At 48.1% G+C, this 18,010-nt stretch carries 22 protein-coding genes and 1 tRNA gene; all 23 read left to right on the forward strand.

Translation table 11 applies throughout. From position 1 onward, the window contains the following. Nucleotides 1–53: 53 nt before the first annotated feature. The 23 genes from ACUUHJ_RS13455 (at nucleotide 54) to trpB (ending at nucleotide 18,010) form a co-directional block, all read left to right on the forward strand. On the forward strand, nucleotides 54–326 hold the full coding sequence (locus ACUUHJ_RS13455; protein WP_005831316.1) for an HU family DNA-binding protein: 273 nt from the start codon (nucleotides 54–56) through the stop codon (nucleotides 324–326). A 236-nt stretch (nucleotides 327–562) separates the two neighbouring features. Then, nucleotides 563–1,126 carry a GTP cyclohydrolase I FolE gene (gene folE, locus ACUUHJ_RS13460; RefSeq protein WP_012686144.1) on the forward strand — a complete coding sequence of 188 codons (564 nt, stop codon included), beginning with the start codon at nucleotides 563–565 and terminating at the stop codon, nucleotides 1,124–1,126. Between the two features lie 69 nt (nucleotides 1,127–1,195). After that, a tRNA-Pro gene (locus ACUUHJ_RS13465) sits at nucleotides 1,196–1,272 on the forward strand. Between the two features lie 112 nt (nucleotides 1,273–1,384). Then, nucleotides 1,385–2,095 carry a lytic transglycosylase domain-containing protein gene (locus ACUUHJ_RS13470; RefSeq protein WP_289677683.1) on the forward strand — a complete coding sequence of 237 codons (711 nt, stop codon included), beginning with the start codon at nucleotides 1,385–1,387 and terminating at the stop codon, nucleotides 2,093–2,095. 37 nt (nucleotides 2,096–2,132) lie between these two features. After that, nucleotides 2,133–2,363 (forward strand): trp RNA-binding attenuation protein MtrB, encoded by a 231-nt coding sequence (mtrB, locus tag ACUUHJ_RS13475; RefSeq protein ID WP_012686146.1) that lies wholly within the window; start codon nucleotides 2,133–2,135, stop codon nucleotides 2,361–2,363. A gap of 76 nt (nucleotides 2,364–2,439) precedes the next feature. Beyond that, nucleotides 2,440–2,955, forward strand: coding sequence for a hypothetical protein (locus ACUUHJ_RS13480; protein WP_472299075.1), 516 nt, complete (start codon nucleotides 2,440–2,442; stop codon nucleotides 2,953–2,955). Nucleotides 2,956–3,080: 125 nt separating this feature from the next. Next, nucleotides 3,081–3,917 carry a heptaprenyl diphosphate synthase component 1 gene (locus ACUUHJ_RS13485; RefSeq protein ID WP_016740020.1) on the forward strand — a complete coding sequence of 279 codons (837 nt, stop codon included), beginning with the start codon at nucleotides 3,081–3,083 and terminating at the stop codon, nucleotides 3,915–3,917. A gap of 4 nt (nucleotides 3,918–3,921) precedes the next feature. Beyond that, entirely contained in the window at nucleotides 3,922–4,641 is a 720-nt protein-coding gene (locus ACUUHJ_RS13490) for a demethylmenaquinone methyltransferase (protein ID WP_041749390.1), read from the forward strand. A gap of 47 nt (nucleotides 4,642–4,688) precedes the next feature. Next, nucleotides 4,689–5,558 (forward strand): UbiA-like polyprenyltransferase, encoded by an 870-nt coding sequence (locus ACUUHJ_RS13495; protein WP_472299076.1) that lies wholly within the window; start codon nucleotides 4,689–4,691, stop codon nucleotides 5,556–5,558. Further along, complete coding sequence (locus ACUUHJ_RS13500; RefSeq protein ID WP_012686150.1) at nucleotides 5,555–6,151, forward strand: UbiX family flavin prenyltransferase; 597 nt, start codon at nucleotides 5,555–5,557, stop codon at nucleotides 6,149–6,151. The genes ACUUHJ_RS13495 and ACUUHJ_RS13500 overlap by 4 nt, the downstream gene beginning before the upstream one ends. A gap of 4 nt (nucleotides 6,152–6,155) precedes the next feature. Then, complete coding sequence (locus ACUUHJ_RS13505) at nucleotides 6,156–7,019, forward strand: menaquinone biosynthesis protein (protein ID WP_289677686.1); 864 nt, start codon at nucleotides 6,156–6,158, stop codon at nucleotides 7,017–7,019. Between the two features lie 9 nt (nucleotides 7,020–7,028). Next, nucleotides 7,029–7,994, forward strand: a complete 966-nt coding sequence (locus ACUUHJ_RS13510; RefSeq protein ID WP_472299077.1) for a polyprenyl synthetase family protein — start codon at nucleotides 7,029–7,031, stop codon at nucleotides 7,992–7,994. Nucleotides 7,995–8,098: 104 nt separating this feature from the next. Beyond that, complete coding sequence (ndk, locus tag ACUUHJ_RS13515) at nucleotides 8,099–8,542, forward strand: nucleoside-diphosphate kinase (RefSeq protein ID WP_007716560.1); 444 nt, start codon at nucleotides 8,099–8,101, stop codon at nucleotides 8,540–8,542. Nucleotides 8,543–8,669: 127 nt separating this feature from the next. Then, entirely contained in the window at nucleotides 8,670–9,443 is a 774-nt protein-coding gene (locus tag ACUUHJ_RS13520; RefSeq protein WP_472299078.1) for a CheR family methyltransferase, read from the forward strand. Between the two features lie 76 nt (nucleotides 9,444–9,519). Beyond that, nucleotides 9,520–9,678, forward strand: a complete 159-nt coding sequence (locus tag ACUUHJ_RS13525) for a hypothetical protein (protein WP_289677688.1) — start codon at nucleotides 9,520–9,522, stop codon at nucleotides 9,676–9,678. 230 nt (nucleotides 9,679–9,908) lie between these two features. Beyond that, the gene (gene aroC / locus ACUUHJ_RS13530; RefSeq protein ID WP_173603878.1) at nucleotides 9,909–11,072 is read left to right on the forward strand and encodes a chorismate synthase; all 1,164 of its coding nucleotides are present in this window, start codon (nucleotides 9,909–9,911) and stop codon (nucleotides 11,070–11,072) included. After that, nucleotides 11,072–12,172 carry a 3-dehydroquinate synthase gene (aroB, locus tag ACUUHJ_RS13535; RefSeq protein WP_472299079.1) on the forward strand — a complete coding sequence of 367 codons (1,101 nt, stop codon included), beginning with the start codon at nucleotides 11,072–11,074 and terminating at the stop codon, nucleotides 12,170–12,172. The genes aroC and aroB overlap by 1 nt, the downstream gene beginning before the upstream one ends. Before the next feature lie 2 nt (nucleotides 12,173–12,174). Continuing rightward, nucleotides 12,175–12,552 carry a chorismate mutase gene (gene aroH / locus ACUUHJ_RS13540; RefSeq protein ID WP_064199973.1) on the forward strand — a complete coding sequence of 126 codons (378 nt, stop codon included), beginning with the start codon at nucleotides 12,175–12,177 and terminating at the stop codon, nucleotides 12,550–12,552. Between the two features lie 286 nt (nucleotides 12,553–12,838). Next, complete coding sequence (trpE, locus tag ACUUHJ_RS13545) at nucleotides 12,839–14,353, forward strand: anthranilate synthase component I (RefSeq protein ID WP_472299080.1); 1,515 nt, start codon at nucleotides 12,839–12,841, stop codon at nucleotides 14,351–14,353. Further along, complete coding sequence (gene trpD / locus ACUUHJ_RS13550; protein ID WP_016740028.1) at nucleotides 14,347–15,372, forward strand: anthranilate phosphoribosyltransferase; 1,026 nt, start codon at nucleotides 14,347–14,349, stop codon at nucleotides 15,370–15,372. Before trpE ends, trpD begins: the two co-directional genes overlap by 7 nt. Next, nucleotides 15,362–16,162, forward strand: coding sequence for an indole-3-glycerol phosphate synthase TrpC (gene trpC / locus ACUUHJ_RS13555; protein WP_472299081.1), 801 nt, complete (start codon nucleotides 15,362–15,364; stop codon nucleotides 16,160–16,162). The genes trpD and trpC overlap by 11 nt, the downstream gene beginning before the upstream one ends. Further along, the gene (locus ACUUHJ_RS13560) at nucleotides 16,159–16,827 is read left to right on the forward strand and encodes a phosphoribosylanthranilate isomerase (RefSeq protein WP_289677692.1); all 669 of its coding nucleotides are present in this window, start codon (nucleotides 16,159–16,161) and stop codon (nucleotides 16,825–16,827) included. Before trpC ends, ACUUHJ_RS13560 begins: the two co-directional genes overlap by 4 nt. Then, nucleotides 16,790–18,010: a tryptophan synthase subunit beta gene (gene trpB / locus ACUUHJ_RS13565; RefSeq protein ID WP_472299082.1), complete on the forward strand. Its 1,221-nt coding sequence runs from the start codon at nucleotides 16,790–16,792 to the stop codon at nucleotides 18,008–18,010. The genes ACUUHJ_RS13560 and trpB overlap by 38 nt, the downstream gene beginning before the upstream one ends.

The raw sequence follows: 18,010 nt of genomic DNA on the forward strand, positions 1-18,010 counted from the left end.
GTTAAGAAAAATAATAGCTAGGACTTGGTGTTCTTTGAGGGGAGGTGAATATAATGAACAAAACAGAACTGATTGCAAAAGTGGCTGAAACCACAGAACTCACCAAGAAAGATGCAACAAAAGCAGTTGATGCAGTTCTTGACGCAATTGCAGATGCATTGAAAACTGGTGATAAAGTCCAACTGATCGGCTTTGGTAACTTCGAAGTTCGTGAACGTGCGGCTCGTAAAGGTCGTAACCCACAAACTGGTGAAGAGATCGAAATCGCTTCCAGCAAAGTACCTGCGTTTAAACCAGGTAAACAACTCAAAGACTCCATCAAGTAGTTGTTTCTTTTGAGAACGAAGCACTTACATAAAAAAATCCACATTGATAAAATGTGGGTTTTTTTCTATCTACATACAGTTTGCCTATGAGAATTCTGGGATATCTTTTTGTCTTTTTTTAAACGATATGGTAATATTGGCTTTGATCGCGAGCAGGCACTAAGTCTGGCACTGATTTGGAGCAGGCAGACCTTAGTGATGAGAAACAAGGCGTATGCCGTTACGTAGGAGGTACAATGATGAACGTCGACTTAGATAAAATACAGCAAGCTGTTCGCATGATCCTAGAGGCAGTGGGGGATGATCCTGATCGTGAAGGAGTGCTGGATACCCCTAAGCGAGTTGCGAAAATGTACGCCGAAGTATTTGAGGGCATGCATATAGACGAAGAGCAGTATTTCGAGACTGTCTTTAGCGAAGATCATGAGGAAATGGTGTTAGTAAAGGACATTCCGTTTTACTCTATGTGTGAGCATCACTTGGTTCCCTTCTTCGGAAAAGCGCATGTCGCTTACGTACCGCGTGGAGGCCGCGTAGTAGGACTGAGCAAGCTGGCGCGTGCGGTCGATACCGTCGCGAAACGTCCGCAGTTGCAGGAAAGAATTACAGCGACAGTAGCTGACTCGATTATGCGCAAGCTCGATCCGCACGGCGTAGTTGTGGTAGTAGAGGCAGAGCATATGTGCATGACAATGCGTGGCGTGAAAAAGCCAGGCTCAAAAACGATCACCTCTGCTGTTCGCGGTATGTTTGAGAAAGATGCGGCTGCACGTGCAGAAGTCATTAGTTTGATGCGCTAATCAGAATGCAAAAATAAGGAAATCATATTGACTCTATAGGTAAAATATTGTATAGTACGGATGTACAGTCGGGATGTGGCGCAGCCCGGTAGCGCGCACCCTTGGGGTGGGTGAGGTCCAGGGTTCGAATCCCTGCATTCCGACCATCTGCATATAACAATCAGAAGCCTTGAACAGAGGCTTCTTTTTTTGTGTACAATTGCTACTCTCCCAAGTAGTACCAATTTGCTATTGGCTTCCTGATCTTTCTTTTTTATAATGATAGGTAGACAAGCTAGGGAAGGGTTGTTCAATGCTATGAAGGTGCCTGTATCACTTCAACCATATTTGCAAACATTACCGCAAACCTATGATGCCTCTTCGCTTTCGTATGGAGACGAGGGGCTCTTCTCGGACATCTTGCAGTCCCAGTTAGCAACAACCGGCCAGCGGGTAATCAGTTCGCAGGAGATTTTGGCCAAGCTAGATGGATCTAGGAGCTGGAAGATTCCTACGCAGATTCAAAATGAGCAGTCCTTGTCTTTTGCCAAAGGGCCATCGGTTCCTACCCCGGAAATTTTGGACAAGATTGATCAGACAGCGAAAGCGATCGGAGTGAACGTTGATCTGGTGAGAGAGGTCGTTAGGGCCGAATCCAATTTCAATCCGAATGTAGAATCTCACGCAGGGGCAAAGGGCTTGATGCAGCTGATGGACAATACGGCAAAAGCCATGCAAGTCCGCAATGTATACGACCCTGATGAAAACCTTGAAGGTGGAACAAAATATTTAAAATCGCTTTTGGATCGTTATGATGGAGATGTGAAAGTAGCACTTGCAGCTTACAATGCTGGCCCAGGTCGGATGAGTCGTCTGGGAATCAGCAGTGATGACGAGCTAGAAGCGAAGTTTGACCAATTGCCGCAAGAGACACAGCGCTATGTAGACAAGATCATGAGCCGTCTGGAGTCAGAAGGGGCATCATACTAGACGTACGCGCATACCGTATTGGTCAGGAGGAAACACATTGGCACAATCATCGGGATTTAATCAGGATTATTTCGTAGTCAAAGCGAAGGAAAATGGCGTTCATGTGATTGGATTAACAAGAGGCACTGATACGCGTTTTCATCATACAGAGAAGCTCGATAAAGGCGAAGTCATGATTTTTCAATTTACGGAGCACACCTCTGCAATTAAAGTGCGAGGAAAAGCAGTGATTTACTCACAGCATGGCGTCGTGGATACGACCGAATAAAGAACAAGTCGTTTTGCTAAGAAGCAGGCATAGCCTGCTTTTTTTGTTTGTACAATGGAGGAGAGGAGGGATGTCTATGCCACGCCAATTGTTGATGGCGATTGCTGTTTCCACTTTCTTGGCTCTGATGCTGTCGCTCGTTCCCACAAATCAGTGGATGCAAGCGGATATACCGACATTTCAGTCAGCACGTGCCATTCACTTAAGCGAGCAAAATGCCCTTGATTTGTTTACAAGGATGTCGACACATTATAATATTAAGCGTATAAAATGGGAAAACCCATCGATCTATGTCGATTTTGTGGTGAAACCTGACGAAAAAGTAGAGTTAAACTCCGTCTATCAAGATTTTTACCGTTTGACATACGACTTGTATACCTATGCAGACAATGTCGGGCCCGTGTACTATCGCTTGTTGGAGGAGACGGATCCACCAAAAGAATCGAGATTATTGATTGCCATACAATCGACAACTGGAAGTCTTGCAGGACAAGACAAACCTTTGACCGATCCTTCGGATATCCAGACCTTTGTAAGCAGTACATTTCCTATTCGAATCGAGCCGTATTTTTATGAGCGAATTAGTCCCTGATGGAAGAAGTATGGTATGATAGTAGAGACGGCCTTTTGACCGGACGGCAGAGGAAGACCGAAGAGTAAGGAACAGTACGGAACAGGCAGACATCTTTAGGTTGTGCAGCTTGTGGAGGAGGACGCATGAGCAAAGAACTTTCCCCGAATGTAGAAGAGGTTCGGTCCATTATCGAACAAATCTACAAGAGAATCACCCATTCCTATGTAGAACATTATGTTGACGTTCCTTCCATGGCGGAAAATCGTCTAGAACTGTTGTACCTTTTTTTGCTGGAACAAGGCATGCCGAAGGAAAAGGCTTCGGTTTTATGTACAGCAACTGGGCTAGTCCAATTGGGACTGGACACCCATGAGCTCGTGAAAAATGAGTACGACTCCTCACAGAGCGCGGAGCGAAACCGACAGCTGACCGTACTTGCAGGTGATTATTACAGCAGTCGTTATTATCACCTTCTAGCTTCAGCGGGTGAAATCCAAGCCATTCAAGTGTTGTCGGCAGCTATTCAGCGAGTGAACGAAGCGAAAATGAGACTCTACATCGCTGGGCGAGATAGCAAGACTTTATCAGATGAAGAGTACTGGGAACTGCGAAATACGATTGATACAGGCTTATACGTGGCTGTTGTAGAGGAGTATGCCGATTCAGCTGATCGCCGTCGTTTCTGGAGTGATCTGATGAAGCAAACAGCCAAGGTAGAGAGTGTGATCGGTGAGTGGGAGCAGCTCAAATGGCAAGAACAAGTCCCTTTTGGTTTTGCCCGTTTTTTGCTGCAAAAACCCGGGGCTACACTCGCGCAAGTTTTGTCAGGCGTTGAGGGGAAAGCCCTCGAATTAATCGGTTTATGTGAGCAAATGGTGCGTACGCTGCATCCTGCAGAGACGAGGAACATGCTTGCATCCATTACGGCACGGTACTCCCATCGGATTAGTCGCTTGAAGAAGGTTATTGAGGAGATGTAGCCAAGTGAACCAGACACAGATGAATGAGAAAGCAGAGTACGTTCACTCCGTTTTCGAGAGCATTGCAAACGATTACGACAAGATGAATCATGTAATCAGCTTTGGCAGTCATATTGCTTGGCGTAATTACACGATGAAGCAGATGAATATCCAGTCAGGGCATACGGCTTTGGATGTTGCATGTGGTACAGCAGACTGGACGATTGCATTGGCCAAGGCTGTTGGAAAAGAAGGCAGTGTTGTTGGCCTTGATTTTAGCCAGAATATGCTGGATGTAGGGGCATATAAAGTGGCGAACGCAGGTGTTGGCAACAATGTAAAGCTAGTGAACGCAGATGCAATGAATCTGCCTTACGAGGATGATACATTCGACTTCGTGACAATCGGATTTGCCCTGCGCAATGTGCCGGATGTCCAGCAGGTGTTGAATGAAATGGCACGTGTAGTGAAGCCAGGCGGCAAAGTCGTTTCTCTGGAAGTGTCCAAGCCACCATTCATTCCGTACCGGAAGCTATTTTACTTATATTTCTACAAAATCTTGCCATTGATCGCGAAGCTGACAGTCAACAAATACGAAGAGTATGCATGGCTGCCACAATCCCTGACTAATTTCCCGGACAGCCGCGAGCTGGCAAGCATGTTTCAGAAAGCAGGCTTGGACCCGGTTCAGGTCAAATTGTTTATGGGCGGCGTATCAGCCTTGCATATTGGCACAAAGCCATAATATGAGGAGTAAACCGGTATTTCTTCACTAGATAGGAAGTGTCATAAATGGGTCTACGTAAATTAAAAATCATCTTAGAAATGATTAAATTCGAGCACTCCCTTTTTGCCTTACCTTTTGCTTTTATGGGAGCTGTTTTGGGAAGCATTGTGGTAGAGCATGTATGGCCTACTTGGTCGGAAATTTTTTGGGTGACGGTAGCGATGGTGGGCGCTCGCAGTGCTGCGATGTCCTTAAATCGTGTCATCGACCGAGTAATTGATGCGAAAAATCCTAGGACGGTCACACGAGCGATTCCTGCTGGCCTCATTTCGATTGTGGAAGTCATTTTGTTTATCGTGGTGTCCTTTGCGGTGTTGTTCATTGCTGCATTCCAGTTAAATGATTTGGCTGTGAAATTGTTGCCGCTCGCTGTGTTCGTTCTGGTGCTTTATTCTTATACGAAACGCTTTACTTGGCTTTGTCACTTTGTTCTCGGTGTTGCCATCGGGTTTGGTCCGCTAGGGGGCTGGGTAGCGACAACGGGTCAAGTAGATGGCATCGGCCTTCTATTGTTTGCATCCGTTATGTTCTGGACAGCAGGATTTGATATCATTTATGCATGCCAGGACGCTGATTTTGACCGAAAAGAAGGACTTTTTTCCATGCCGAGCCGCTTCGGAATTGCCAATGCACTTCTGATCGCCCGCATATGCCACGTTCTTACTTTCGTTGGTCTGATGTCGTTGTATGTAGTCGCAGACTTGTCGATTTGGTTCCTGGTAGGTGTGCTCATTTCTGGTGCGATTTTGATCTATGAACACACGCTGGTGAAGCCAACCGACCTGTCCAAGCTGGATATGGCATTCTTTAATATGAACGGCATCTTGAGTGTCGTGATGTTTACCTTTACGATGATTGATTTGGTGATTGTATGAACAACCAAAAGTGGGCTGTCGGGATAACAGGTGCAAGTGGTGCTATCTATGGTGTTCGAGTCGTCCAGGAGCTTTTGCGTGCTGGACATATCGTTCATTTGATGATTACAGAAGCAGGTTGGCAAGTATTTCGTGATGAACTGGATTGGCACACGGATGATAGAGAAGCTCTTTTGCAGGAGAAGCTGCAACAAGACTTTTCGGGTGAGCTACATTATTGGGGACTGCGAGATTTTAATTGTCCCGCAGCCAGTGGTTCCTATCGCTGTGACGGTATGATCGTAGTACCGTGCTCGATGGGGACTGTTTCTGGCATCGCACATGGCGCATCCGGCAATTTGCTGGAGCGCGTTGCTGATGTCATGATCAAGGAAGGTCGGCGATTGGTCATTGTTCCGAGAGAGACGCCGCTCAATGCGATTCAGCTCGAAAACATGCTCAAATTAAGCCGTCTGGGAGTCAAGATTCTGCCTGCCATGCCAGGCTACTATCAGAAACCGCAAACCATGGATGATCTGATCAATTTTGTGGTAGGGAAAACTTTGGATGCAATTGATGTACCACATTCGCTATTCCGGCGTTGGGGGGAATAAACGCATGCAAAAGTCTTTGCGTGTTGGACAAATTTTGTATACCAATGTATTGCCGGTTTACTTCTATTTTGATCAGGCTAAATTCGAAGACCGAATCGAATTCATCCGCCAAGTTCCTGCCCAGTTAAACATGGCAATGGCAAAAGGCGAGATTGATTTGGGACCGATTTCTTCGTTTAGCTATGCAGAGCATGCCTCCGAATACGTGGCATTGGCAGATCTGTCTGTCAGTGCCAAAGGGAGAGTAGGCTCCCTTTTCTTGTTCAGCAAAAAGCCGATTGAACAAGTAAACGGTGCCAAAATAGCCTTGACCAACACATCGGCTACCACAGTGAATCTCTTAAAGATCATTCTCCATAAGTTTTACGAATATGAGATTTCCTACGTTACACAGGAACCTATTTTGCATGAAATGCTGGAGGATGCTGATGCAGCGCTCTTGATCGGGGATGACGCCATTTCCGCTGAGCGAACGGCAAAAGACCTTCATGTTTACGACTTAGGAGAGCTGTGGCATCAATTTACGGGCTATTCCATGACCTTTGCCATTTGGGCTCTTCGTCGAGCAGTTATTGCCGATCATCATGACTTGATCGCGGACGTCCATGCTTCTTTTTTAGAGAGTAAAAGGAAGACAAGGGCAAATACAGCCCCATTGATTGACTACGTTCACACGCATTTCGGTGGAGAGAAAGAGCAATGGATCCACTATTTCCAAGGATTACAGCACGATTTCGGTGACGTTCAGCGGATTGGACTGGAGTACTATTACCGATGCGCAGCGGAGCTGGGACTTCTATCGGCACCTGCAACCGTCGATCTGTGGCAAGCTGGCGGCCGACAGACCAATACTACGTTGACGAGATAGGTGGAACGGATGAATCTAGTCGATATTTACTTCAAGATGAAAAAAGATGTCCAATACATAGAAGATGAACTGGAGAAAGCAATTGATACGCCGGTTCGAGAGCTGTATCTATCCTCGACGCACTTGCTCAAAGCAGGAGGAAAGCGGATTCGACCCGTTTTTGTTTTGCTTGGCGGTAAGTGGGGCAATTACGACGTCAAAAAATTAAAGCATGTGGCCGTTCCTCTCGAACTGATCCACATGGCTTCCCTGGTGCATGATGATGTAATTGATGATGCGGATAAGCGCCGCGGGAAAGATACGGTTCGAATGAAGTGGGATAACAAAGTAGCCATGTACGCTGGCGACTATATTTTTGCACGGGCATTGGCCATTGCCTCCCAGCTCCCGATCCCGCAATTGCACCAAATTCTTTCGAATGCAATCGTCGAGGTTTGTAAGGGAGAAATCCAGCAAGTAAAGGATTTGAATAACTGGGACCAAAACTTCCGTACCTATTTACGCAGAATTAAACGAAAAACGGCGCTTTTAATTGCGATTAGCTGTCAATTAGGAGCTGTGGCAAGCGGCGCGTCAGCTGATATGATCCACAAAATGTACTGGTATGGCTACAACGTGGGGATGGCTTTTCAAATTACCGACGACATTTTGGACTTTACAGGGACGGAGAAGCAATTAGGGAAGCCTGCTGGAAGCGACTTGGTGCATGGAAACATTACGTTGCCTGCGCTTTATTCGGCTCATCATGGAAAAGCACGTGCGCAATTCCAGGAATGGATCGCGAAAGATACGTTTTGGGATAATACGGATGAAGCAGTTCGTATGGTGCGAGAAGATGAGGGCATTGCCTTTTCGCAGCGCCTCGCCGAACGCTATATCGCCCGTGCGCATGCCATTCTCGCCGATTTGCCTAACAACCAAGCTAAGACATCCCTGACAGGTATCGCCAATTATATCATCGATCGCAAATTTTAATGATATTTTGACGGTCTGCCTGTTGCTTGACCACGCTAGTTTTGATAAAATTTTCGTTGGTGTCCTATGCACCAATACATAGCTCTAATGGAGGCATACATACAATGGAAAAAACATTCCTTATGGTAAAACCAGATGGCGTACAACGCAACCTGATCGGGGAAATCGTATCCCGTTTTGAGAAAAAAGGCTACCAACTCGTAGGTGCTAAGCTGATGACAGTAAGCCGCGAACTGGCTGAAGAGCATTATGCAGAGCACAAAGAGCGTCCTTTCTTCGGTGAACTGGTTGACTTCATCACTTCCGGTCCAGTATTCGCAATGGTATGGCAAGGTAACAACGTAATCACAACTGCTCGCGCTATGATGGGCAAAACAAACCCAGTTGACGCTGCTTCCGGTACGATCCGTGGCGATTTCGCTACTTCCGTTGGCATGAACATCATCCACGGTTCTGACTCTCCTGAGAGTGCTGAGCGTGAAATTGGCCTGTGGTTCTCCGCTGAGGAAGTTCTCTCCTTCGAGAAAACTATCCAACGCTGGATCTAAGACAGTTCGAGAAAGCCCCATTATTGGGGTTTTCTTTTTTTTGTCAAAATCTTTGTCAAAACTGATAGGATAATGACGAAATATAGCGAATGAAAATAGGGAGTTTGCAAAGGGGGTACGATTCAGCATGGAAGATAAGGACTTTCTCCAATTTATAGCTAGTGTGAAAAAAATGACTGGAATTGATCTTGCCCTCTACAAGGAAGCACAGATGAAGCGCCGTCTAACCTCGTTGAGACAAAAGCGGGGGTACAACACATTTGCCCAGTATTTCGATGCCATCGCTAAAGACAAGGAGCTCTTCTACGAGTTCCTCGATCGGATGACCATCAACGTATCGGAATTTTTCCGCAATCCAGGTCGGTGGGAAGTTCTCGAGAATAAAATTTTGCCACGCTTGGCAAAGAAATCCCCGCGGGTGAAATGCTGGAGTGCGGCATGCTCGACAGGGGAGGAGCCGTACACACTTTCACTTATTTTGTTACGTCAGAAGTTGGATGCGACCGTGCTCGCTTCCGATATTGACGAGGGAGCACTGGCAAAAGCGAAGCAAGGGGTATACACGGACCGTTCCCTGCAAGATTGTCCAAAAGACCTCGTAGCAAAGTATTTTGAAAAAGATACACTCAGCTATCGCATTACGGACGAAGTGAAGAGAAAAGTGACGTTCAAAAAACATAATTTATTAGCGGAATCATTTGATTCTCAATTTGATTTAATTATTTGCCGGAACGTGATGATTTACTTTACCGAGGAAGCAAAGCATGAGCTGTATCATAAGTTTAGCCGGGCACTAAAACCTGGTGGGGTACTCTTTGTAGGCAGCACAGAACAAATTTTTCAGCCGCATCAATACCAACTGGAGACAGAGGATACGTTCTTCTATCGAAAAATGGGTTGATTCAGGTTGGTCTTGGTATATCTCTGCTGTTTTTTCCCTAGACTAGGAATACCTACTTTGCAAGAGGAGGCAGCAGATGGACAAACACAAGGTCATCGAGGCATACCGTCGAGGGCTGATCACGCTGCAGGAATGTGGTCAGATATTAGGGGCGGAGAGGAAACAACTAGATGATTTGATACGCGTGGATCACACTCGCAAACCGCTGAGCCCCAATCCTTTTTTCAACGTGTAGGAAATATAAACACTTCGTGCGATCGCGATAGCGTAAAGAGAGCGCTTCTCCTTATTCGGAGGGGCGTTTTCCTGTAAGACCAAAAGGTTTTTCGTAAACGTTTGTCACTTTTGTATTTCCACGGCGTACTAGGTATGATATTATAGCGCTTAAAAGTGATAAAGGACAGCACCCCGAAAAGAGTGCCTTTAGGGGATACAGGCTGCCAGGAGGATGGAGGAAGGATAGAGATGCGTTACTTGACAGCAGGGGAATCCCACGGGCCGCAATTAACAGCTATCATTGAGGGCGTACCGAGCAACCTGCCGATTTCCATTGAGGAAATTAATGAGCAGTTGGCACGTCGTCAGAAAGGCCATGGCCGCGGCAGAAGAATGCAGATTGAAAAGGATCAGGTGAAAATTCTTTCTGGTGTCCGTCATGGATATACAACCGGAGCTCCTATCACACTGGTCGTTGAAAATAAGGATTGGACGCATTGGCAAGGCATCATGAGTGCTGAGCCTGTAGAGGAAGGCTCTGAAGAAAAGCGTCGTGTATCCCGTCCACGTCCTGGACATGCTGATTTAAACGGGGCGATTAAGTATCATCAACGCGATATGCGCAATATTCTGGAACGTTCCAGCGCTCGTGAGACAACTGTCCGCGTAGCTGTTGGTGCAGTCGCTCGTCAATTGCTGGCTCAATTTGGCATCCGTATTGGCGGACAGGTACTCCAGATCAATGAGATCGTGGCGAAGCGACAAGAAGTAAGTCTCGACGAGCTAATTGCTCGCACCGAAGAATCGCCAGTTCGCTGCTTGGATAAAGAAGCAGAGCCGCTGATGATGGCAGCGATTGACAAAGCAAAAGAAGACGGGGATTCCCTCGGTGGTACCGTAGAAGTAATCGTTGAAGGCGTGCCGATTGGCTTGGGTAGCCATGTGCAATGGGACCGCAAGCTGGATGGGCGTCTTGCACAAGCGATAATGAGCATTCAGGCTTTCAAAGGTGTTGAAATCGGAATCGGATTCGAGGCAGCCGGTCTGAAAGGCTCGCAAGTTCATGACGAGATTCTTTGGAACGAAGAAACTGGCTACAGCCGTAAAACGAATCGTGCAGGAGGACTCGAAGGCGGAATGACGACAGGAATGCCTGTAGTTGTTCGCGGTGTCATGAAGCCGATCCCTACCTTGTACAAGCCACTGATGAGCGTGGATATTGACTCGAGAGAGCCATTCTCAGCGAGCATTGAGCGTTCCGACAGCTGTGCTGTTCCAGCGGCAAGTGTGGTTGCGGAGGCAGTGGTAGCATGGGAGATCGCGAGTGCCATGTGCGAAAAATTCCCTTCTGACTCTCTCGACGACATGGAAGAAAACGTACGTCAATACCGTGCGTACACGGAGAAATTCTAATGAGCGTGGAGAAGCTGACTGTTGAGCTGGGCGAGCGCTCCTACGAAATTGTGATAGGCGATGGTCTTTTGCACCAGGCAGCAGCGTTGCTAGTAGAGGCAGGGGTTGCTTCTACTAGCAAGCTGATGATTGTCACAGATGAGAATGTAGCCGTTCATTACTTAGAGCCTTTGCTGGGTGTATTGCGGCAGCATGGGTATCAAGCCCACTCAGCTGTCATTGCTGCTGGAGAACAATCGAAGAGCCTGACTGTCTACGAGCGATTGATGACAGAGGCAATTGATGCAGGGCTGGATAGGAAGTCTGCTGTATTGGCTCTCGGTGGTGGAGTCGTCGGAGACTTGGCTGGATTTGTGGCTGCTACGTACATGCGCGGCATTGATTTCGTACAAATGCCGACTACCTTGCTCGCACATGATAGCTCGGTTGGCGGAAAAGTAGCGATTAATCATCCACTCGGAAAAAATCTCATTGGGGCTTTCCATCAGCCCAAAGTTGTTATTTATGACACGAAAGCCTTGCATAGCTTGCCGAAGCGGGAAGTCGCAGCAGGCTTTGCAGAAGTTGTGAAGCATGGACTTATCGCTGACGCTGCCTTTGTCGATTGGCTGGAGGACAACGCTGATCGGCTAGGGCAGCTCGATTCAGAATTATTAGGGAAAGCCATTGAAAAAGGTTGCGCAGTCAAAGCGGCTATTGTTTCTCAAGACGAGACAGAGCAAGGGCAGCGTGCATTGCTTAATTTGGGTCATACGTTTGGTCATGCGTTTGAAGCACTGTCTGCTTACTCCACCCTGAATCATGGGGAAGCTATCTCCATTGGGATGTGTTTGGCTGCAAAGGTAGCGGAACGGATTGGTTTTGCCGAGACAGGTGTATACAATCGCACAAAACGGATGCTGGAATTGTTCCACCTGCCAACGGCGTGGCCGGGCAATCTCTCGCCAGAAGCTGTGCTGGAAGCCATGAAACGAGACAAAAAGACAGTAGGCGGAAAGCTGGCCTTGGTGCTGCCTAGGGCAATCGGGCAGGTTGAAGTCGTCAAAAATATAGAAGAAGAACTCATACTGGGAGTTATGAGAGAAGAAGTGGAGGGATAAGGATGGGAACGAGAGGAATCAGAGGCGCGGTCACAGTGGAAGCCGATACGCGCGAAGAGATTGTCTCCGCTACCAAATGGTTGCTGGAGGAAATGGTAAGCCGCAACGAAGTAAACCCCGAAGACATTGGTAGCATTATTATTACGACGACAGAGGACCTCTGTGCGACCTTCCCCGCTCAAGCGGCCCGCCTGCTTGAAGGAGAAGCTTGGCAATACGTCCCACTCATGTGCGCAAGAGAAATCCCAGTGCCAGGTGGCTTGCCACTTTGTATTCGTGTCATGATGCATGTGAATACGGACAAGACAGCAAAAGACATTCATCACGTCTTTTTGCGTGATGCAGTCAAGCTGCGCCCGGATTTGACAAATCGCGGTTGACAATTAGGGCGCTCTCTTTTACCATAAGTGAAACGAGAGCGCCTCGTTTTTCCGGTAATAAGCAAAAGCCGGCTGAGAGCAGAGAATGAGTTGAGCAGAGTTGAGATGAGTTAGGTTGAGGAGAGAAGAGAAGGCTGGGTACATATTGACACCCAATCCAGGTCTCTTTGTCTGGATTTTTTTGTATACTAAAATTTCTCCCCCTACCTCTCGCTCTAGAAGCGGGTGTAGAAAAGGTGGATGTCTTATTCCCTTTTCTCCCCACTAATTGAGGAGATGAGAGTCCATGTATTTCCCTTCCCTTGCCGAGGTCAAGACCCTTTCGGCGTCGTATTCCCTTATCCCTGTAAGCATGAAACTGTTGGCAGATCAAGAGACTCCAATTCGTCTGTATCAGAAGATTCGCAAAAGTGATTCCTTTTTGCTGGAGAGCGTAGAGGGTGGTGCTCGCTGGGCGCGTTTTTCGTTCATTGGCATGAATCCTTTTCAAATCGTGGAAGCAAAAGGTGAAGAAATCACGGTTTCCTATCGCACTGGTGAAAAGCATGTCCACACAGGAAATCCCGTTTCCTTTTTGCGTGAAGAAACCGATCGCTACAAAAGCCCAAAGCTGCCCGGGCTGCCTCGTCTCAGTGGTGGTGCGGTAGGCTTTTTTGGCTACAATACGCTGCGCTATTTCGAAAATTTGCCAGCACATCGCAAGGAAGCTGTACGCGTGCCGGATATGCGCTTTCTGTTTGTCGATGAGATGATCGCCTTTGATCATTTGAAGCAGGAAATTCAATTGATTGTGAATCTCCATGTTGAGCCAGGAGACACTGCGGATACAATTGGCGAAAAATACAAGCAAGTCTGCGAACGAATCGAGGAGCTGGCTACCAAGGTTATGGCTCCGCTTGAAATGGATCAACGCATTCCAGTAGCAGCAGATACACCAGCGCCATTGACAGTACAGCCAAATATGACGCGTGAGCAATACGAGCAGCTAGTCGTGCAGGCGAAAGAATACATCGCAGCCGGCGACATTTTTCAAGTCGTGTTATCCCAACGTTTTTCCGTAAAGACGGATGTCGATCCTTTTGCGGTGTATCGATTGCTGCGTACATTAAATCCTTCCCCGTACATGTACTATCTCGAATACGAGGGCGAGACAGTCGTCGGGACTTCACCAGAACTACTCGTGCGTGTAGAAGATGAAAAAGTAGAGATGCGTCCGATTGCAGGAACGCGGAAAAGAGGGGCAACCCCACAAGAAGATGCTGCGTTGGCGGCTGATCTTTTGGCAGATAAAAAGGAGAGAGCCGAGCATTACATGCTGCTGGATCTGGGGCGCAACGATGTAGGAAAGGTCGCTACTTACGGAAGCGTGAAAGTGGAGGAAGCGTTGGTTATTGAAAACTACTCCCATGTGATGCATATGGTTTCGCATGTGACCGGCAAGCTTCGTGAGGGACTGCACGCTTTCGATGCATTGCTGAGTGCTTTTCCGGCTGGTACGGTATCCGGTTCTCCCAAGCTGCGGGCAATGGAAATTATTGCAGAGCTTGAGCCTGACGCACGTCATCTGTATGCAGGAGCAATCGGCTACATTTCATTTGATGGTTCACTCGATAGTTGCATCACGATTCGAACGTTGTTCTTTCAGGATGGTTACGCACACGTGCAGGCAGGTGCAGGCATCGTAGCGGACTCGGTCCCTGCGAGTGAATACCAAGAGACGGTGAACAAAGCAGCAGCGATGCTCTCTGCGTTGGAAAAAGCGGAACAGCTGTTTGTCAGAAAGGTGGAGTTGTCATGCTAACATACGCGCTGGAACAAATTCTGCTTGGGAAGCACTTAACACGGACGGTTGCAGAAGAGGCTATGGGCGAGATTATGGACGGGAAGGCAACTCCAGCTCAGATTGGTGCATTTTTAGCGAGCCTTCGCTTGAAGGGCGAGCAGGTGGAAGAGATTATCGGTTTTGCCAAAGCCATGAGAGCGCGCGCGATGAGTTTTCCCATCGAGCTGCCAGGTCTGGTAGACACCTGCGGAACAGGCGGAGACGGAAGTCATACCTTTAACATTTCGACGGCGAGTGCAGTAGTCGCAGCAGCTGACGGTGTACGCATCGCCAAGCACGGAAATCGTGCGGTTTCCAGCAAAAGCGGAAGTGCTGATGTGTTGGAAGCGTTGGGAGTCCCCGTTAATTTATCTCCCAAGGACGCCGCAGATTGCCTGCGTGCGACCAATCTCTGCTTCCTGTTCGCTCCTCTGTACCACCAAGCGATGAAGCATGCGGCTGGCCCGCGAAAAGAATTGGCGATTCGCACGGTGTTTAATTTACTTGGGCCATTGACGAATCCCGCAGGAGCCAGCCATCAGCTGATGGGCGTTTATGATGCCAAGCTGCTTCCGAATGTAGCCGCAGTCTTACACGAGCTCGATGTGAAAAGAGCGCTCGTTGTAGCAGGCTCGGATGGACTGGATGAATTGACTGTCACGGGAACGAGTCATATTGCCGAGTTGCGGGATGGGCGTATTTTGACATATGAAATCGAGCCAGAGCAGTTCGGCCTGCGCAGACATGAGAAGGATGCTTTACGCGGCGGTGATGCCAATGAGAATGCCAAGATCATTCACGACGTGTTTTCCGGAGCACGTGGGGCAGCACGCGACATCGTTTTGCTAAATGCGGGTGCGATCCTCTACCTCGCAGATCGGGTTAGCTCGATTGAAACTGGGGTTATACGTGCAGCGGAACTGATCGACGGCGGACTGGTCATGCGCAAGCTGGAGCACGTTCGTCACATCGCAGGAGGTATGATTCATGCTTCGTAAAATCGTGGAAAAGAAACGCGAGGAGATCGCACGTCTTTATACAGAAACAACGGTTTCAGCATTGCTTTATGCAACGAAGGAAGTCCAGCCTCCACGCGGATTTCGTCAAGCATTGGAGACAAGTGTACGGCCTGTAAGCGTGATTGCCGAAGTGAAAAAAGCATCCCCGTCTAAAGGGTTAATCCGACCTGATTTCCAGGCAGTGACCATCGCGAAGGCTTATCAGGCCGCTCAAGCAGAGTGTTTGTCTGTTTTGACAGACGAGTCCTTTTTTCAAGGGAGTTTAAGCTATCTACGGCAAATTCACGAGGCTGTTGATCGCCCGTTACTCAGAAAAGATTTTCTTCTGGATGAAATTCAAGTCGTGGAAGCAAGAGCAGCAGGTGCTGATTGTGTGTTGCTCATTGCTGCGATTCTCGATCGGGAAACGCTTCGCCACCTGAACCAAACTGCCGAGGAGCTGGGCATGGATGTACTGGTAGAGGTCCATGACAAACGTGAATGCGAGCTTGTTTTTCAAGCAATGGAACCGAAATTGCTTGGGATCAACAATCGAAACTTGAATACGTTTCAAACGGACATAGCCGTTACGCATGAGTTGATTGCAGAACTGCCTGCGTCATTGACGATCGTGAGCGAAAGTGGGATTTCGACACCAGCGGATATTGTGAATGTTCGAAGTGCAGGTGCCCGGGCTGTGCTGGTTGGAGAGCATTTCATGCGTCAAACAGACGTAGAGCGGGCAGTTCTTGATCTCGTGGGAGAAGCGGCACCGGGGGTGAGTGTATGACTCGTTTGAAAATATGTGGGATCAAGCGAGTGGAAACACTTGCACTGTTAAAAGAGCTGGAAGTCGATTACGTAGGCCTTGTTTTTGCTCCAAGTAAGCGACAAGTTGATGCCCATACTGCTGGACAATTGCTTGCAGCCGTTCCGGGCCATCCTCCTGCAGTTGGCGTGTTCGTTAATCCGACGATGGAAGAGCTGGAGGAAGTACTGAGCGAGGCACCGTTAACCGTGATCCAGTTGCATGGACAAGAGACGCCACGATTTTGCCAGCAAGTTCGGGAGCGGTTCGCTATTCCGGTGTGGAAGGCGTTGGCCGTGGGCGGAGAAGCGGATGCTGCTTCAGCAATCCAATCTTATCAAGGTATAGTCAGTGCCTTTTTATTTGATACGTATGATCCTAGTCAAGCAGGTGGTACAGGCAAAAAGTTTTCGTGGGAGCAAATTCCTGCATTGCAAGCAGCATGCCAGGCAGCAGACTGCATCATCGCTGGAGGGATTCATGCGGAGAATGTCGGAGAATTAATGAGACAGTATCAAGCAGGGATAGTCGATGTGTCAAGTGGAGTAGAGACGGATGGCGTAAAAGACGCTCAAAAAATAAAAACATTGGTAGAGAGGGTGAAGGCGCATGAACAACATTCAAACAACTACGCGAGTCGTGCCTGACGAAAACGGACGATTTGGTGCCTTCGGAGGCAAGTTTATTCCGGAAACCTTGATGAATGCGGTGACAGAGCTTGAGATCGCTTTTGAAGAAGCGCGTCGTGACCCGGCGTTTGTTCAGGAATTGAATGGACTGCTCAGCGAGTATGCTGGACGCCCAACCCCGCTCACCTATGCGGAGCGTTTGACAAAAGCGGTCGGCGGCGCTCAAATCTATTTGAAAAGAGAAGACCTCAACCATACGGGCGCACATAAATTGAACAATGCTTTGGGCCAAGCATTGCTAGCCAAACGCATGGGCAAAAAATCTATTATTGCTGAAACAGGTGCTGGTCAGCACGGAGTGGCAAGTGCAACCGTTGCGGCAAAGCTTGGCCTCTCGTGCAAGGTATTCATGGGGGAAGAAGATATTCGTCGCCAGTCGTTGAATGTTTTTCGCATGAAGCTGCTTGGAGCAGAAGTCATCCCTGCGGTATCTGGCTCTCGTACACTTAAGGATGCGACAAACGAAGCAATTCGCCATTGGGTTTCTCACGTAGAAGAAACGTTTTATGTCATCGGATCTGTCGTTGGTCCACACCCATACCCGTACATGGTTCGCGAATTCCAAAAAATTATCGGAGAAGAGACGCGCAGTCAAGTCCTGCAAATGCTCAGAAGGCTTCCGGATGAGGTTGTTGCTTGTGTTGGTGGCGGCAGTAATGCGATTGGTATGTTTTATCCGTTCATCCAGGATGAGTCTGTCTCGCTCAGAGGGGTAGAAGCCGCAGGAAAAGGAATGGATACGGAAAAGCATGCGGCAACACTAACACTCGGACGCCCGGGAGTCATCCATGGTTCCTTAACCTACTTGTTGCAAGATGAAAGCGGTCAGGTGCAAGAAGCGCATTCGATTTCGGCTGGCTTGGATTATCCAGGAGTAGGACCTGAGCACGCCTATCTCAAAGACAGTGGAAGAGTGACCTATACATCGGTAACAGATGCGGAAGCACTCGAGGCGGTACAAGTACTTTGCCAAACGGAAGGCATCATTCCGGCGTTGGAGAGCGCACATGCGATAGCAGAAGCGATAAAACGTGCGAAAGAGATGTCTTCAGACAAAATATTAGTAATCTGTTTGTCTGGTCGAGGCGATAAGGACGTGCTGACTATTCAAGAAGCGCTGACAGCAGAAGGGGGAGAGTAA

The sequence above is a fragment of the Brevibacillus schisleri genome (assembly GCF_055685845.1).

Excerpts from the sequence above, each read along its gene's own strand:
- ACUUHJ_RS13485 (WP_016740020.1), top strand. The coding sequence starts at position 3,081 with ATGAGCAAAGAACTTTCCCCGAATGTAGAAGAGGTTCGGTCCATTATC.
- aroB (WP_472299079.1), top strand. The coding sequence starts at position 11,072 with ATGAGCGTGGAGAAGCTGACTGTTGAGCTGGGCGAGCGCTCCTACGAA.
- ACUUHJ_RS13560 (WP_289677692.1), top strand. The coding sequence starts at position 16,159 with ATGACTCGTTTGAAAATATGTGGGATCAAGCGAGTGGAAACACTTGCA.
- aroC (WP_173603878.1), top strand. The coding sequence starts at position 9,909 with ATGCGTTACTTGACAGCAGGGGAATCCCACGGGCCGCAATTAACAGCT.
- folE (WP_012686144.1), top strand. The coding sequence starts at position 563 with ATGATGAACGTCGACTTAGATAAAATACAGCAAGCTGTTCGCATGATC.
- ACUUHJ_RS13495 (WP_472299076.1), top strand. The coding sequence starts at position 4,689 with ATGGGTCTACGTAAATTAAAAATCATCTTAGAAATGATTAAATTCGAG.
- trpE (WP_472299080.1), top strand. The coding sequence starts at position 12,839 with ATGTATTTCCCTTCCCTTGCCGAGGTCAAGACCCTTTCGGCGTCGTAT.
- ACUUHJ_RS13525 (WP_289677688.1), top strand. The coding sequence starts at position 9,520 with ATGGACAAACACAAGGTCATCGAGGCATACCGTCGAGGGCTGATCACG.
- ACUUHJ_RS13500 (WP_012686150.1), top strand. The coding sequence starts at position 5,555 with ATGAACAACCAAAAGTGGGCTGTCGGGATAACAGGTGCAAGTGGTGCT.
- ACUUHJ_RS13520 (WP_472299078.1), top strand. The coding sequence starts at position 8,670 with ATGGAAGATAAGGACTTTCTCCAATTTATAGCTAGTGTGAAAAAAATG.
- ACUUHJ_RS13455 (WP_005831316.1), top strand. The coding sequence starts at position 54 with ATGAACAAAACAGAACTGATTGCAAAAGTGGCTGAAACCACAGAACTC.
- trpB (WP_472299082.1), top strand. The coding sequence starts at position 16,790 with ATGAACAACATTCAAACAACTACGCGAGTCGTGCCTGACGAAAACGGA.
- ndk (WP_007716560.1), top strand. The coding sequence starts at position 8,099 with ATGGAAAAAACATTCCTTATGGTAAAACCAGATGGCGTACAACGCAAC.
- ACUUHJ_RS13510 (WP_472299077.1), top strand. The coding sequence starts at position 7,029 with ATGAATCTAGTCGATATTTACTTCAAGATGAAAAAAGATGTCCAATAC.
- aroH (WP_064199973.1), top strand. The coding sequence starts at position 12,175 with ATGGGAACGAGAGGAATCAGAGGCGCGGTCACAGTGGAAGCCGATACG.
- trpC (WP_472299081.1), top strand. The coding sequence starts at position 15,362 with ATGCTTCGTAAAATCGTGGAAAAGAAACGCGAGGAGATCGCACGTCTT.
- trpD (WP_016740028.1), top strand. The coding sequence starts at position 14,347 with ATGCTAACATACGCGCTGGAACAAATTCTGCTTGGGAAGCACTTAACA.
- ACUUHJ_RS13505 (WP_289677686.1), top strand. The coding sequence starts at position 6,156 with ATGCAAAAGTCTTTGCGTGTTGGACAAATTTTGTATACCAATGTATTG.
- ACUUHJ_RS13480 (WP_472299075.1), top strand. The coding sequence starts at position 2,440 with ATGCCACGCCAATTGTTGATGGCGATTGCTGTTTCCACTTTCTTGGCT.
- ACUUHJ_RS13470 (WP_289677683.1), top strand. The coding sequence starts at position 1,385 with ATGATAGGTAGACAAGCTAGGGAAGGGTTGTTCAATGCTATGAAGGTG.